The organism is Clostridioides sp. ZZV14-6345 (genome assembly GCF_020657775.1).
GTDB lineage: Bacteria > Bacillota > Clostridia > Peptostreptococcales > Peptostreptococcaceae > Clostridioides > Clostridioides difficile_D.
In genome coordinates, this window is the sequence record NZ_JAGWCX010000003.1 from 42,233 (window position 1) to 57,941 (window position 15,709).

Sequence of the window (15,709 nt, forward strand, 5' to 3'; positions counted from 1 at the left end):
ATCTCAAAAGTAAAAACTCATAGAAAAAATAACTTCTTCTTTTTAATTTAATAATTAAATTCTTAAACTATACAATCAACTTAATCTCTATTCAGCTATATTGTAAACTTTTAACTCATCTTTATTTAAGTGCTTCTTCTTAACCTCTACCAAAGCTTTTAATGTATCCAAAGATGTCATTATTTCAGTAGAAAATTCAATAGCTGTTCTTCTTATTTTAAATCCATCCCTTGTAGAGTCATTTCCTTTAGTAGGTGTATTTATTACTATATCAACTTGTTTATTTCTTATAGCATCTAATATGTTTGGTCTAGATTCTTCTACTCTATTTACTATATCTGCCTCTATTCCATTTTCTCTTAAACTCTTAGCTGTTCCTTCTGTAGCAACAAAAGTATATCCTAACTCTTTCATATCTTTTGCTATCTCTATAAACTCATCTTTATCATGATTATTGACAGTAGCAAGTACTACCCCTCTTTCATCAGACATATGTCTACCTGCCGCCAAGAATCCTTTATATAAAGCTTCTTCTAAATTTTCTCCTACGCCTAGAACTTCTCCTGTAGATTTCATCTCAGGTCCTAGACTTACTTCAACCTTAGATAATTTAGACATTGAGAATACTGGCACTTTTACTGATACTAATTTTGGCTCTTTGTAAACTCCTGTACCATATCCTAAATCCTTTAATTTAGCCCCTAACATACACTTAGTTGCTAAATCAACTATTGGTACTCCGCTCACTTTACTTATATATGGAACTGTTCTACTAGCTCTAGGGTTAACCTCAATTATATATAATTCATTTTGGAATTCTATAAACTGTATATTAACCATACCAAGTACATTAAGGTCTAAAGCTATTTTTTTAGTATACTCTACTATCTTTTCTTTTATTTCATCAGATATATTTTGGCTTGGATACATTGTTGTACTATCTCCAGAATGAACTCCAGCTCTTTCCAAATGTTCCATTATACCAGGTATTAATATATCTTCCTTATCACATATGGCATCTACTTCTATTTCTCTACCAGTTAGATATTTGTCTATAAGTACTGGATTTTTATGGTCTCTATCAAATGCATCTTGTAGGTATTGAGATAATTTTTCTTCGTTATAAGTTATTTCCATACCTTGACCACCAAGTACATAAGATGGTCTAACTAATACTGGATAACCTAATTCATTAGCAACTTCAATACCTTCGCTAAGTGACCATACACCCTTTCCTTTTGGTCTATTTATATCTAGTCTTTCTAGTAAATCATCAAATTTTTCCCTATCTTCTGCTGCATCTATATCATCAAAGTCAGTTCCCAATATAGGTATGTTTTTTTCATGTAAGAACTTAGCCAATTTTATAGCTGTTTGCCCACCAAACTGTAGTATTACACCTTCTGGTCTTTCTTTTTCGATTATACTTAAAACTTCTTCTTCTGTTAATGGTTCAAAATATAACTTATCTGATGTATCAAAATCTGTACTTACTGTTTCAGGGTTATTGTTTATGATTATAGTTTCTATATCCATTTTTCTTAAAGATTTTACACAGTGAACTGAACAATAGTCAAATTCTATACCTTGACCTATTCTTATTGGACCAGAACCCAATACTATCACCTTTTTCTTATCACTAACAACTACCTCATCATATTGCTCATAAGTTGAATAGTAATAAGGAGATATAGCATCTATCTCACCTGCACAAGTGTCAACCATTTTATATGCTGGTTTTATATTATATAGACTTCTCAATTCATATAATTTTTCTGGGCTTATCTTCATCAAGTCAGATATACCTTTATCAGAGAATCCCTTTTTCTTTAATTCAAGAAGATAATCTTTAGTTAAATCTTCAATTTTCATAACTTTTAGTTTTTCTTCTTGCTCTACTATCCATTTGAATTTATTTATAAACCATTTATCTATACCTGTAATTTGCTCTATCATTTCTACTTTATAGCCTCTTCTTATCATTTCAGCTAAATCAAATAATCTCTCATCATCAGGTACTACAACTCTTTTCTTTAGTTCCTCAATACTTCTCTCTTCAGATGGTGAGTGAACTAATGAATATTTTCCTGTTTCAAGCGATCTTATTCCCTTAAGAATAGCAGCTTCAAAGTTGCTTCCTATACTCATGATTTCACCAGTTGCCATCATCTTAGTTCCTAGTTTTCTATTTGCTTTTTTAAATTTATCAAAAGGCCATTTTGGTATTTTTGCCACCACATAATCTATAGTTGGTTCAAAACAAGCATAAGTTTTTTTAGTCACTGCATTTTCTATCTCATCCAAAGTGTAACCTAAAGCTATTTTTGATGAAACTTTAGCTATTGGATATCCTGTAGCTTTTGATGCTAAGGCTGATGATCTACTAACTCTTGGATTTATCTCTATAACTGCATATTCAAAACTATGTGGGTTAAGTGCAAATTGAACATTACATCCACCTTGAACTTGTACTGCATTTAATATATCTAAAGATGCTTTTTTAAGCATTGCACATTCTTTGTTACTTAAAGTTTGAGTTGGGGCAACAACTATACTATCTCCTGTATGAACTCCAACTGGGTCTATATTCTCCATATTACATACGACTATACAGTTTCCTTTTGAATCTCTTATTACTTCATACTCAATTTCTTTCCAACCTTTTATACTCTTTTCAATTAATACTTGTCCAACTGGGCTTAATTGTAGTCCATGTGAAAGTATCTCTCTTAACTCTTCCTCATTCTCAGCTATACCTCCACCAGTTCCGCCTAGTGTGTATGCTGGTCTTACAACTACTGGATAACCAATTGTAAGTGCATAATCAAGACCTGCTTGTAAGTCTGTAACTATATCACTAACTATTACAGGCTGATTTATTTCTTTCATTACTTCTCTAAATATATCTCTATCTTCACCTTTTTTGATAGATTCTACTGAAGTACCTATTATCTTTACTCCATATTTACCTAGTATGCCTTTTTCATAAAGTTCAACTGCTAAGTTTAGACCTGTTTGACCACCCATACCTGCAAGTAAACTATCTGGTCTTTCTTTTTCTATTATTTTTTCTATAAATTCTATTGTTAATGGTTCTATATATATTTTATCTGCCACTTCTTTATCAGTCATTATTGTAGCTGGATTACTATTTATTAATACAACTTCTATTCCCTCTTCTTTTAAAGATTGGCAAGCTTGTGTTCCTGAATAGTCAAATTCTGCCGCTTGACCTATTATTATTGGTCCTGACCCTAATACTAAAGTTTTCTTTATACTATCTAATTTAGGCATAAATTTTTCTCCTTATCTAAATGGTTTTTACTATCTGTAAATAATACTTCAATCTATATTAATGCTAAGAATTTATTAAATATACAATCTAAATCTTCTTTTGTTGTGTATTCTGGAATGTACTGAACACTATATATTGGTAATTCCTTATGTCTCATTCCTTCTATAGTATTGTCATTTAAATTTATATGAGTTACCTCTGTATTTTCTGGCATTTCTGAAACATTATATCCATGATTTTGAGAAGTTATAAATACTTTTCCAGTTTCTAAACATTTAACTGGATGATTTCCTCCTCTATGTCCAAATATAAGCTTTGAAGTCTTTCCTCCTAATGCCAATGCTAAAATTTGATGTCCTAAACCTATTCCTGTCAGTGGCTTTTTACCTACTAAATTTTTTATATTTTCAACTATATCATTTACATCTTCTGGATTTCCTGGTCCATTAGATAATAATATTAAGTCAGGATTTATATTTAAAATTTCTTCTGCTGTAGTCATTGCTGGTACTATAGTTATATCACAGTTACAAGCTTTAAGAGACTCTAGCACACTATTTTTAACACCAAAATCTATAACTACAACCTTAGCACCAGTACCTTTAATATTTTCAATTACTTTTCTTGTAACATTTTTTACTGAACCCTTGCTACAATGCTCTGCCAACTTAGATTGAACATCTTGCAATGATACATTTTCTAAAGTTATAATTCCTCTCTTTGTTCCATTGTTTCTAATGGTTTTAGTTAGTGCTCTTGTATCTATTCCTTCAAGTCCTATTACCTTATTTTGCTTTAGATATGTATCTATATCCATCTCACATCTAAAATTATTTGGGTTATCACTTTTTTCTCTTACAACAAGTCCTTTTACTTGTACTTTATTTGATTCAACATCTTCTAAATTTATTCCATAGTTTCCTATAAGTGGATAAGTCATAGTAACTATTTGTCCGTAATAAGTTGCATCTGTCAATAACTCTCCATATCCAGCCATTGAAGTATTAAATACAACTTCTCCAACAGCTTCCTTTAGATATCCAAATGCTTCTCCTTCAAATACTGTTCCATCTTCTAAAATTAATTTCCCCTTCATGTAAGCTACCTCCCAAATATTTTATCTAAGCATTTTCTATTTCTTTTACAATATTAATAGCTGATTCTCTTGGATTTTCTGCTTTTGTTATAGGTCTTCCAACAACTAAGTAATGAGCGCCTCTTTTTATTGCATCTGATGGAGTTACAACTCTTTTTTGGTCTCCAACCTCTGCTGATTTAGGTCTTATTCCTGGGCAAACTGTTATAAAATCAGTTCCACATGCTTCTACTATCTTATCTACTTCTTGTGCTGAACAAACAACCCCATCTATTCCGGATTCTTTTGCCAGTTTAGCTCTCTTTATAGCTAACTCTTCTGTTGTCATATTACATCCTATGTCCTGTAAATCTTGATTGCTTAATGAAGTTAGAACTGTTACTCCTACTACTAAGGGCTTTTCTATATTTAATCTTTCTGCTTCTTCCTTAGCAACTAATGCACATTGTCTCATTCCTTCCATATCTGATACATGTATTGTCATCAGCCAAACATTATCTGTCACTGCAGCTCTCACCGCACTTTTCATAGTATTTGGGATATCATGGAATTTAAGGTCTAAAAATATTTTTTTACCTTTTTCTTTAAGATAATCTATTGTTTTACCTTTTGTTGCAACATATTGCTCTAGCCCTACCTTAAATATATCTACACTATCTTCTAATCTGTCTATTAATTCTTTAGCTTTATCAAATTCGTCAGTATCAATTGCAACTATTAGCTTTTCTTTACCATTTATCATTTTTACATCTCCTTTTTAATAAAGCCTAAATACTCATAAAAAAATCCTCACACCAAAAGAGGCACAAGGATTTTATCTATACATAACTCTATTCATTAGCTATGAGATATCTTTCCCAGTCTCTCTGGACTAGTTTAAAAGACTTTATTATATTTAAATTTTTATTTTATACTCATCAAAAACCTCTAGAAGATTTACTAGAGGTTATATATTAACACTATCTATAACCCTTTAGTCTCTCTGGACTAATTTAAGGAATTTAGCTGTAATATTTTTCTTTATTTCATATAACTTTATGTATCTTTTTAAGATACATAAAGTTATATCTTTTTTATAATTAAACCACTAATTGCTTTTTATGTCAATAAGTCTTTGAATTATTCTTCATCTTTATCAAACAATTTTTTTTCAAAATAAGACTCTGCATTATATATCGCAGCAGCTGGATTATGCCCAGTTACTCTATCTTTGACAATTAGAGTTGTTATAGGAGCTTCCATATATTTCATGGCTAAGGTATCGTGACCAACACATAATCCAAGAATTACATTAAGGTCAACCTTAGCTTCATTTAAAAATAAAGCCTGTCCTATTGGATTACACATTATTTCATCTGCACACTTTGATATTGTTTGAGATGCATCTAGTCCAATTGTACTTTTAGGCATTGCTCCATTTTTACATATAACAGAAAATACTTCAAAACCATGATTTTCAAATATTTTTTGTACTGTTTGCATTTCTCTTTTTAATCCAATACAAAATGCTATACCAATTTTTTTATAACCACACTTCTTTGCAAACTCTATAATCTCTTTTAGTCTAGTATATTGACAATATCCTTCTGTTTCAACTAGTCCAGCATTATAAGCTATTTTTCTATTTTCTTCCTCTTCATAAAGTTGTTTTGCTTTTTGTTGTAATTCAACCTCTCTAGTTGGACATATCTTCATTAGCTTCTCCATATTTCCATCAGAACAGCCTCTAAGATTACATTTCCCACACTTATACATATTCAATATTCCCCTTCCAAAATCTTATTCATCTTGTGATTCTTCTTTTTCTAGACTCACATTTTCTTCTTGGACTTCTTCTTCTTGTTTAACATGCTCAATTACAGTTATAAAATATGATTTCCCTATTTTATTCCTTATAGGAAGCTTTTCATATGAAACATCTATTTTATTTTTTATACAAGCTATATCAAAGTGCCTTAAACCTACACCTAAACTAACTTTATTCATATCTTCACAATGTTTCTTAGGTTTTTTTTCAAATAAATGAAGACCTCGTTCATTCTTATGGAAATACCACGGTTGAGAATTTTTTACAGATGGAGCTCTCCTTGTCAATTCTAATATTTCTTTCCACTTTCTATTCCTATTTATCTTATTTATCATATCTTTTACTGGTTTTCTATCAGGTCTAGCATATCTTGTTCTAAATAAATCTTCATTTTTTGCTGGATATCCAAAAGCTATTATTATATAAGGATTCTCTATTTCGTTTTCGTCTTCTTCTTCTGTTTTTATTCCAGCTAAATAATCTAAATCATCTTCTTCATCTTCTTCAGAGCTTTTATCCCCGATATCCACAAATTCTAAGATATCTTCTCTCTTTAAGTTTCCTTCCAGCCAACAAGTAGCTATACCCAATGTTGTAAGACGTAAAACTACACCTTCTGTAGCGAAACCTATATTTTGTAAATAGTCTTCACCTTTATTTGATGTAACCACTATATAATGGGGTGCTTTTACCTTACACTCCTTACCCATTAAAAAATGGATTATATGACCTCTGTCAACAACATGTGCTTTAATATTTAAATCTTCATTTAAGTATTCTAAATTTTTACAACTTCTTTTTATTTCTTCCATTAATGGCTTTTTTATCTTCTTACTGGAAAAATTTCTTACAGATTTTCTATAAAAAATGGCTTCATAAAGCTCCATTTATGCCCTCCTAACTGAAATCTTCTGACGTATAAACTCTATAAATTTATATAAATACTTTATATTCTTTATAGTTTTATTTCCTTTTTCCTCCTGCTCTATTTTGAAGTTCATAAGAATATCTACTCTAGTTTAATATAGCAGTCCAAAGGCTTAAATTCGACCTCGTCAATGTCTACATATTAGCACAATTTTTTTATTTGATTTTCTATGCTAATTTAAATAACCACACTAGCGATTACTTTTATAATTAAGCTTTGCCAGAAAAATTTTTTTTCATTTATAAATATCTATCTCATTATTATATTATAAGTTTTTTTCGGTATTCTTGTATAGCTTTTCACTAAAAAAGTATTTTTATTTCTACTTTAATACTATTATCAACAAAAAACATACTGCTTAAATAAGCTTACTATCTTAATAATCTGTTTTAATTAAAATATATATTTTTTATTTCTCAATCTATAAAGTATAAATATTTTAAATATGACCCAAAATCTAAGTAAAGTTATAATATTTTATAAGTTGTTTAATATTAAAAATCTAAGTAATGTTATAATAACTTATAAGTTATTCAATATTAAAAATATAGGAGGATAGATATGAATTTAAATAGAAATTTAGAAAAATACGCTGAGTTAGCAATAAAAGTCGGAGTCAACATACAACCAGGTCAATCTTTACTTATAAAGTCACCAATAGAATGTGCTGATTTTGCAAGAAATGCACTTAAAGAAGCATATAAATGTGGAGCTAAAAATGTATATATAGAGTGGTCTGATGAAGAAAGTACCCTTATTAAGTATTTATATGCTCCAGATGAGACATTTCATGAGTTCCCAAAATGGACAGCAGAACAATATGTGGATATAGCAAAGGAAGGTGGAGCATTCTTATCAGTCTATGCCCAAAATCCTGACTTACTAAAAGATGTTGACCCTGAAAGAGTTGCAAATTTTCAAAAGGCGTCTGGGAAGGCTTTAAAAGAATGGCGTTCTTACACTCTAACTGATAAATGTAAATGGAGCATAGTTTCTGTACCAACAAAAGATTGGGCAAAAAAAGTATTCCCAAATTTATCAGAAGATAAAGCAATAGAAAAATTGTGGGATACTATATTTAAGTGCTCAAGGGTAGATGGTCAGGACCCTATAAAGGCATGGGAAGAACATAATGAAAATCTTAAGTCTAAAATGGATTTTCTAAATAAAAATAATTTTAAAACTTTAAAATATAAATCCTCAAAAACTAATTTGACTCTAGACTTACCAAAGGGTCATATCTGGTTAAGTGGAGCATCTAAAGACCCTAATGGAATAAGCTTTAATCCTAATATTCCAACTGAAGAGATTTTTGGAATGCCACATAAGTTTAAAGTGAATGGAACTGTTTATAGCACAAAACCTCTTGTTTATGGTGGAAACATAATAGACAACTTCTTCTTAACCTTTAAAGATGGTAAAATAATAGATTTCTCTGCTGAAAAAGGATTCGAGACGCTAAAGAAACTTATTGAAACGGATGAAAGTTCTCATTATTTAGGAGAGGTTGCTCTTGTCCCATACAACTCTCCCATATCTGATACAAATACAATCTTTTATAATACTTTGTACGACGAGAATGCTTCTTGCCACTTTGCAATTGGTTCTGCTTATAAAACTTGTCTAGAAGGTGGAAATAATTTAAAAGATGAAGAATTAGATGAATATGGTGTAAATGATAGTTTAACACATGTAGATTTTATGGTTGGTTCTGCTGATATGGATATTATTGGAGAGACTTATGATGGAAAGCAAATACAGATTTTTAAAAATGGTAACTGGGCTTTTTAACATATGCTTTTAACTAAAAAGGGCTGATGGAAGTTATACCAGACTTCCCAGCCCTTTTTAATGTTGATGATAAATATTTTTTATATTAATTAATCTCATTATTATAGATTAATTCCTATTGTTTTAAACATAAGTATCTAAAACTTATATTTATATTATATATAAAATATCCTATTTAGTAAAACCTTTATTTTAATTTACATGCTAAAAATTTAACTTTGCTATTTCAACAGCAGATTTTGCATCTTTTGAATAATAATCAGCACCCATTTCTTCAGCATACTCTTCTGTTAGAACTGCACCACCTACAAATACTTTTGCATTTATCTCATTATCTTTTAATGCCTGAATTGTATCTTTCATACTTTGAACAGTTGTAGTCATAAGTGCACTTAATCCTACTAATTTTATATTTCTTTTTTTAGCAACTTCCACCACTTCTTCAATTGGAACATCTTTACCTAAGTCTATAACTTCATAGCCATAATTTTCTAACATTATTTTTACTATATTTTTTCCAATATCATGAATATCACCTTTTACTGTAGCAACTATTATTTTTCCTTTAGATACATTATCGCTATTTTTACTTAATAGGATTTCCTTTATTGTATTTAATGAAGCTTTTACTGTTTCTGCTGATTGAATCAATTGTGGTAAAAATATATCTCCACTATCATATCTTTTTCCTACTTTATCAAGGGCAGGAATTAAAATCTCATCTAATATATAATTTTCATCCTTCTCTTTTAAAAGATTCAGTGTTACATTTTTTGCTTCGTCTTTTAATCCTCTTTCAACTAAGACATCTAGTGGCAAATCTTTATCAATTTTCGTAGTAGAATCCGATTTCTTTGAATTATTTATATTACTATATTGACTTATATAGTTTATACACCCTTTATCTGTGTTATTTAATATTTTAAAAGAATTAATAGCTTCCATCATACTATACTCATTTGGATTTATAATTGCTAAATCAAGACCTGCTCCTAAAGCTAATGTTAGAAAAGAAGCATTAAGTGCTTTTCTATTTGGAAGACCAAATGAAATATTTGAAACACCTAATATAGTTTTTACTCCTAGTGTCTTTACCATTGTTATAGCCTTTATAGTCTCTATTGCTTCTTCTTGTTGTGCTGAAACAGTTAGTGACAAGCAATCTATAAATATATCTTTTGGCTTTATTCCATAAGAAACTGCTCTATTAACTATTTTTTTTGCTATTTCAAATCTTTCTTCAGCCTTTTTAGGTATCCCCTTTTCATCAAGTGTAAGACCAACCACACAAGAACCATACTTTTTGACTATTGGTAATATACTTTCTAAAGACTCTTCTTTGCCATTTACAGAGTTTACTATTGTCCTTCCATTATAATATCTAAGACCTTGCTCTAAGGCCTCTACATTGGAAGAATCGACTTGTAAAGGTGTATCGACTACTGCCTGAATCTCTTTTATTAATTTTGGCATTAATTTTTTTTCATCTATCTCTGGAAGACCAACATTCACTCCAAGTATTTGTGCTCCAGCATTTACTTGTTTTAGACCTAAATTTATAGCATAATCCACGTTTTCGTTTTTCAATGCTTCTTGTAAAGATTTTCTACCTGTAGGATTCAATCTTTCTCCAATAACTATAGGTGATTCTATTTCTACAAATTTTGATGGTGAACAAACTACACACTTATCAATTTTCTCGATACTTCCTTTGGTAACAGAACTTATATTTTCAGATATTTCTCTTATAAAGCTTGGATTCGTACCACAACATCCACCTATTATAGTAGCACCAACCTCAACAAACTTTTTAACTCCTTCAAAAAACTCTTTTGCATCAACATCATATATAGCCTCCCCATCAACTATGTTTGGAAGACCTGCATTTGCTTGAACCATCACAGGTATTGTAGCTCTTGATACTATTTTTTCAACTATTGGTAAAAGTTGTTTAGGTCCTAGCGAACAGTTTACTCCTATTACATCTACACCTAATCCTTCTATAGTAGCCACCATACATTCTGGCATACATCCAGTAAAACTTCTTCCACCTTCATCAAATGTCATAGTACAGAAAACAGGTAAATCAGAATTTTCTTTAGCTGCTAATACAGCTACTTTAGCTTCATATAAATCCATCATTGTCTCTATTACTATTACATCAACTCCAGACTTAACACCTTGTAGTACTTGCCTTTTAAATATTTCATATGCCTTATCAAAACTTAAAGTCCCCATAGGCTCTAACATTTCACCTATAGGACCAATATCCAATGCTACATATCTTGGTTTAGTATTATCTACATTTTCTATAGCTTTTCTAGCCACTGAAACAGCATTATCAATTACTTCTTCTACAGTATACTTACTATCTAATTTTAATTCATTACATCCAAAAGTATTTGTAAGTATTACATTTGAACCTGCCTCTAAATATGCTGTATGTATTTCTATAAGTTTTTCTGGATTTTGAAGACCAAATACTTCTGGATTTTCACCTAACTTTAACCCTTTCTGTTGAAGCATTGTCCCCATAGCACCATCAAATATTAATATATTATCTTTTAGATACTGTCTTATTTCCACAAGAATTCGCTCCTTTTCTATATGTACAATTTCTATAGTTTTTACAATTTTCACACGATTTTTCTTTCTTAGATTCATTTATTTTTGCATTAGAAATACCTATTATAGCCACTACCGATTTTCTTGGTATCATAATGCCATTGGAAGTAATCGTTAGACCTATTTGTTTTTGAGCATTTAAAATATTTAATATATCTATATTTTTCTCTATTGGCAAATCCCCATATCCTGGGCTATATCGCATGGTTATAAATTTATTTTGCTTTAAAAAAACCTTTTCTACATTATCTTGAACAATGTCACACACTTCTTCTATTGCTGTTGTTCCACATGAATCAATTATTAGTCCTTTTGTTAAATCTGAATAAGAATGTCTCCTTATTTCTTTCTCTATATCTATTCCTATAGTAGCTGCCATAACTACACATTCATTACATTCTTTTAAAAGTTTATATATGTCATTACTCTCTAAAGTTAAATTTGTCCCCTCTAATTCTACAATATTATCTTTATTTATCTTAATAGGATAAATCCTAGATAGATATCTAGGATTTATTTTATTTTTAGTTATAGCTATACATTCATCAATAGTATCTTTAAGGTCTTTATCTATCTCTTGACCTTTGTATTGTAAATATCTTAAAACTTCACTTTGATTTATGTTTATATTTTCTCTTCCAATTAAATTATTCTCCATATATATTCAAAGAAAATCCCTTATCTAAAACATCTTTTGCGTATTCTTTTGCTCCAAATAAAGATAAGTCTTTGTAGTTTCCACATTCTATAGCTGTAGCTGCTGGCATTTTATCTGATTCAAGAACTTTTTTTAATGCCTCTTCTAAACCAATCTTAACTGTATTGGCATCCACATCTCCCCATAGTATTAAATAAAATCCTGTTCTACATCCCATTGGAGATAAGTCTATTACACCATCTAGTGTATCCCTTAAATAAGTCGCTAAAAGATGCTCTAGACCGTGCATAGCAGCAGTTCCAAAACTTTCTACATTTGGCTGTAAAAATCTCAAATCAAATTTAGTTACTTTATCTCCCTTTACTCCATCAAGTACACTACACTTTCTTACAAAGGGAGCTTTTACTTTTGTATGGTCTAGTTTAAAACTTTCTACTTTTTCCATTATTTAATCCTCCATTATCCTTTAAAATTTGTTACATTAATTCTAAAAAAAACTCTCCCTATCCATTATTGATAAGAAGAGTATATTATTTCAAATCATCTCATCGTTGTTAGCAGGACCACCGATAAAAGGTTGGTATAGGATCACTGAGCTAACTCTCTCCCCTAATTCTTGATAAGTATCTTATTAAACTGACTTAAATTATATATTACTTTTTTATTTTTGTAAACACTTTATTGTTATAATATTTATACACATAATCATACTTTTATTTTATAACTCAGTTGATTGTATTATTGGTAGTTGTACCTCAAATACAGTTTGATATTTGTCACTTGAAACAGTAATTTCTCCACCATGTAAATTTACAATATTTTTTGTAATCGCAAGACCTAATCCAGAACCTCCAATATTTCTATTTCTCGATTTTTCAACTCTATAAAATCTATCAAATATATTTGGTAAATCTAATACAGGAATTGGTTCTCCATAATTTATCACTTTTACAACCGCTATATCTCCCTTTTTCTCTGTGACTATATCTACATAAAGTCCATCTTTTCCATATTTAACAGCATTAGTTATAAGATTTTCAAATGCTCTTACTAATTTATTTGGATCCGCTTTTACAGTTAATTTTTCTTCATTAAAATTAACTCTACTAACCATAAATTCTTGTTCAAAATAAATTTCAAATTGAGATACTATTTGACTTAATAATTCTACTAAATTTATTTCTATTTTGTTTAATTTTATTGTATTATTTTGCATTTTAGTCAATTCAAACAAATCATTTATAAGAACATTTAAATTTTTCGATTTTTCATAAGCAATATCAACATAATACATCATCTGAACTTCATCTTTATACTTACCTTCTTCTATCACTCCTAAATAACCCATTATGGATGTCAAAGGTGTCCTTAAATCATGTGACACATTTGTTATTAAATCTGTTTTTGTTTGCTGAGCTTGTCTCTCTTCAATAGTTATATTTCTAAGTTGATAAACTATATTATTGATTTTATGTGCTAGTTCATCAATATCATCCTTTTCTTTATCCTTTAATATGTTTAAGTCATCCTCAATATCTATACTTTTTTCTAAGTTACCTTCATCCATTAAATTTACAGCACTCATAATGATTTCTAATTTTTGATTTTTTTTATTAGTTTTTCTTATAAAATCTACAATTTGCTTATTTCTATTGTACGACATCATGGAATAAATTGCTAATGATGTGATTGTAAATAAAAATGGATAAAATAAACTCTCTCCTATAAGACTTCTGAAATCTCTTAACTGATATACAAGTTGATTAACTACAGATATATCATTATTGAAATATAATGATTTTATTATATACATACTTGTTAAAATAAGCATTGAAGTTAAAACACAGCTTATTATAAGATCTAATATGGGTCGAAACATGTGATTTAATAAGCTTTTATTTTTCAATTTTATATCCTACTCCCCATACAGTATGAATTATTTTTTCTCCATCTGTATATTTTTCAATTTTATCTCTTATCCTACTCATATGAACCATTACAGTATTATTAGATTGGTAATATTTCTCTTTCCACACTTTTTCAAATATTTCTTCTGTACTATATACTCTGCCTTTATTGTTTGCTAGTAAATACAATATATCAAACTCTCTCGATGTCAAAACTATATCTTTTCCAGCTACTGTCACACTATGTTTTTCCTTATCTATTAATACCACTCCTATTTCTATGACATCTTTATTCTCATCATCAACTCCCCTAAAATAATATGCTCTTCTAAGTAATGCTTTTACTCTCACAGTGAGCTCAAGTGGATTAAATGGCTTTGTTAGATAATCATCTGCACCAGTCATTATTCCTTGTATTTTATCCATATCTTCTGATTTTGCACTCAACATAAGTATTGGTATATTCAAACTTTCTCTAACTTTTCTACAAACTTCCATCCCATCCATTTTAGGCATCATTATATCTAATACCATTAAATGGATATTTTCTTTTTTTAAAATCTCTAACGCTTCTTTTCCATCTTCAGCTTTAATTACATTATATCCATCATTTAAAAGATATATCTCTATAAGGTCTCTTATTTCCTTTTCATCATCCACAACAAGAATTGTATTCTTCACTTTTACACATCCTAACTTAATCTTTGTATATAGCCTTATTCATATAAAATTATACTATATTTTAGTTAGTGCAATCTATAAATTTATTCATTTCTAGATTTCCAATATCATACAATTTATTTACATATTTATATTATTTATTTTGTAAATATTCTTCTAAAGTTAATCCTTTTGAGTAAATTTCCTCGGCAACATCCTTACCAACATATCTAATATGCCATGGCTCATATGCTGTACCTGTTATATCTTCTTTATCTTTAGGATATCTTATTATAAATCCAAACTTATGAGCATTTTCTGCCAACCATATAGCTTCTTTTGTACTTCCAACAAACCATCTTTCTGGATTTGTTAGGTCGATACAAAGTCCAGTTTGATGCTCACTATAACCAGGTTTTGCCACATATGCATCTGCCTTTTCTTGACCCTGAGATTTTACCCTTCTTGTATAAGTATCTAGCTGAGTATCATAAGATCTGTATGCTGAAGACCCTAAAAACTGTATTCCTTCTGCATTAGCTTGCTTAACTAAATCTTCAACTGCCTTTGCAGGTTCTCCTGCCATTTGTTTTTCTTCTTCTGTTGCTTCTTCAACAAAAGGTATGTTTACTTTAGTAATATTTTCAGGAGTATAGTTTTTGTTAATTCCATTTGTCTTGTTTACCAATAATATATTTGGTATACTATTTGAGTGATTTTTATTTTGAGAATTTGCCTCAACACCTTGTTCTGAATTATGTTGAGCAATTACTGTTGGGTCTTTATCTTTCTTAAGTAATCTATCTTTAGATATAAATATACTTATAAATACTACTAAAATAATGGCCACTATCAATTTAAATTTTTTCATAGCTAAATATTCTCCTTTTTGTTATGTTTGTCTATACTGTTAATTCTAAAGTATAAGTTTTAAGTATTTTA

The 15,709-nt window shown here is 29.5% G+C and carries 12 protein-coding genes; 1 reads left to right on the forward strand and 11 read right to left on the reverse strand.

Annotated features, from left to right (window positions below):
* Window positions 1-87: 87 nt before the first annotated feature.
* From carB to KGF39_RS01295, 5 genes are all read right to left on the reverse strand, one after another.
* Window positions 88-3,294, reverse strand: a complete 3,207-nt coding sequence (carB, locus tag KGF39_RS01275) for a carbamoyl-phosphate synthase large subunit (protein WP_227820889.1) — start codon at window positions 3,292-3,294, stop codon at window positions 88-90.
* 53 nt (window positions 3,295-3,347) lie between these two features.
* The gene (gene carA, locus KGF39_RS01280; RefSeq protein ID WP_227820890.1) at window positions 3,348-4,391 is read right to left on the reverse strand and encodes a glutamine-hydrolyzing carbamoyl-phosphate synthase small subunit; all 1,044 of its coding nucleotides are present in this window, start codon (window positions 4,389-4,391) and stop codon (window positions 3,348-3,350) included.
* Between the two features lie 25 nt (window positions 4,392-4,416).
* Complete coding sequence (pyrF, locus tag KGF39_RS01285; RefSeq protein ID WP_227820891.1) at window positions 4,417-5,133, reverse strand: orotidine-5'-phosphate decarboxylase; 717 nt, start codon at window positions 5,131-5,133, stop codon at window positions 4,417-4,419.
* A 377-nt stretch (window positions 5,134-5,510) separates the two neighbouring features.
* Entirely contained in the window at window positions 5,511-6,146 is a 636-nt protein-coding gene (locus KGF39_RS01290; protein ID WP_227820892.1) for a DUF1847 domain-containing protein, read from the reverse strand.
* Window positions 6,147-6,170: 24 nt separating this feature from the next.
* The gene (locus KGF39_RS01295) at window positions 6,171-7,085 is read right to left on the reverse strand and encodes a nitroreductase family protein (protein ID WP_227820893.1); all 915 of its coding nucleotides are present in this window, start codon (window positions 7,083-7,085) and stop codon (window positions 6,171-6,173) included.
* 602 nt (window positions 7,086-7,687) lie between these two features.
* Here KGF39_RS01295 and KGF39_RS01300 point away from each other — a divergent pair.
* A complete protein-coding gene (locus tag KGF39_RS01300) occupies window positions 7,688-8,917 on the forward strand; it encodes an aminopeptidase (RefSeq protein ID WP_227820894.1) in 1,230 nt (409 codons plus the stop codon).
* A gap of 204 nt (window positions 8,918-9,121) precedes the next feature.
* Here the strand turns inward: KGF39_RS01300 and KGF39_RS01305 are convergent, their stop codons facing one another.
* From KGF39_RS01305 to KGF39_RS01330, 6 genes are all read right to left on the reverse strand, one after another.
* The gene (locus tag KGF39_RS01305; protein WP_227820895.1) at window positions 9,122-11,503 is read right to left on the reverse strand and encodes a homocysteine S-methyltransferase family protein; all 2,382 of its coding nucleotides are present in this window, start codon (window positions 11,501-11,503) and stop codon (window positions 9,122-9,124) included.
* The gene (locus KGF39_RS01310; RefSeq protein WP_227820896.1) at window positions 11,475-12,200 is read right to left on the reverse strand and encodes a vitamin B12 dependent-methionine synthase activation domain-containing protein; all 726 of its coding nucleotides are present in this window, start codon (window positions 12,198-12,200) and stop codon (window positions 11,475-11,477) included. The genes KGF39_RS01305 and KGF39_RS01310 overlap by 29 nt, the downstream gene beginning before the upstream one ends.
* Entirely contained in the window at window positions 12,190-12,645 is a 456-nt protein-coding gene (locus KGF39_RS01315; RefSeq protein WP_227820897.1) for an S-ribosylhomocysteine lyase, read from the reverse strand. The genes KGF39_RS01310 and KGF39_RS01315 overlap by 11 nt, the downstream gene beginning before the upstream one ends.
* A gap of 273 nt (window positions 12,646-12,918) precedes the next feature.
* Window positions 12,919-14,106 carry an ATP-binding protein gene (locus tag KGF39_RS01320; protein WP_227820898.1) on the reverse strand — a complete coding sequence of 396 codons (1,188 nt, stop codon included), beginning with the start codon at window positions 14,104-14,106 and terminating at the stop codon, window positions 12,919-12,921.
* Window positions 14,096-14,788: a response regulator transcription factor gene (locus KGF39_RS01325; RefSeq protein WP_227820899.1), complete on the reverse strand. Its 693-nt coding sequence runs from the start codon at window positions 14,786-14,788 to the stop codon at window positions 14,096-14,098. Before KGF39_RS01325 ends, KGF39_RS01320 begins: the two co-directional genes overlap by 11 nt.
* A 133-nt stretch (window positions 14,789-14,921) precedes the next feature.
* Window positions 14,922-15,638, reverse strand: a complete 717-nt coding sequence (locus tag KGF39_RS01330; protein WP_227820900.1) for a M15 family metallopeptidase — start codon at window positions 15,636-15,638, stop codon at window positions 14,922-14,924.
* Window positions 15,639-15,709 lie beyond the last annotated feature (71 nt).

Bases quoted from the DNA above. Each gene is read 5' to 3' on its own strand.
- carB (WP_227820889.1), bottom strand. From the start codon at position 3,294: ATGCCTAAATTAGATAGTATAAAGAAAACTTTAGTATTAGGGTCAGGA.
- carA (WP_227820890.1), bottom strand. From the start codon at position 4,391: ATGAAGGGGAAATTAATTTTAGAAGATGGAACAGTATTTGAAGGAGAA.
- pyrF (WP_227820891.1), bottom strand. From the start codon at position 5,133: ATGATAAATGGTAAAGAAAAGCTAATAGTTGCAATTGATACTGACGAA.
- KGF39_RS01290 (WP_227820892.1), bottom strand. From the start codon at position 6,146: ATGTATAAGTGTGGGAAATGTAATCTTAGAGGCTGTTCTGATGGAAAT.
- KGF39_RS01295 (WP_227820893.1), bottom strand. From the start codon at position 7,085: ATGGAGCTTTATGAAGCCATTTTTTATAGAAAATCTGTAAGAAATTTT.
- KGF39_RS01300 (WP_227820894.1), top strand. From the start codon at position 7,688: ATGAATTTAAATAGAAATTTAGAAAAATACGCTGAGTTAGCAATAAAA.
- KGF39_RS01310 (WP_227820896.1), bottom strand. From the start codon at position 12,200: ATGGAGAATAATTTAATTGGAAGAGAAAATATAAACATAAATCAAAGT.
- KGF39_RS01315 (WP_227820897.1), bottom strand. From the start codon at position 12,645: ATGGAAAAAGTAGAAAGTTTTAAACTAGACCATACAAAAGTAAAAGCT.
- KGF39_RS01330 (WP_227820900.1), bottom strand. From the start codon at position 15,638: ATGAAAAAATTTAAATTGATAGTGGCCATTATTTTAGTAGTATTTATA.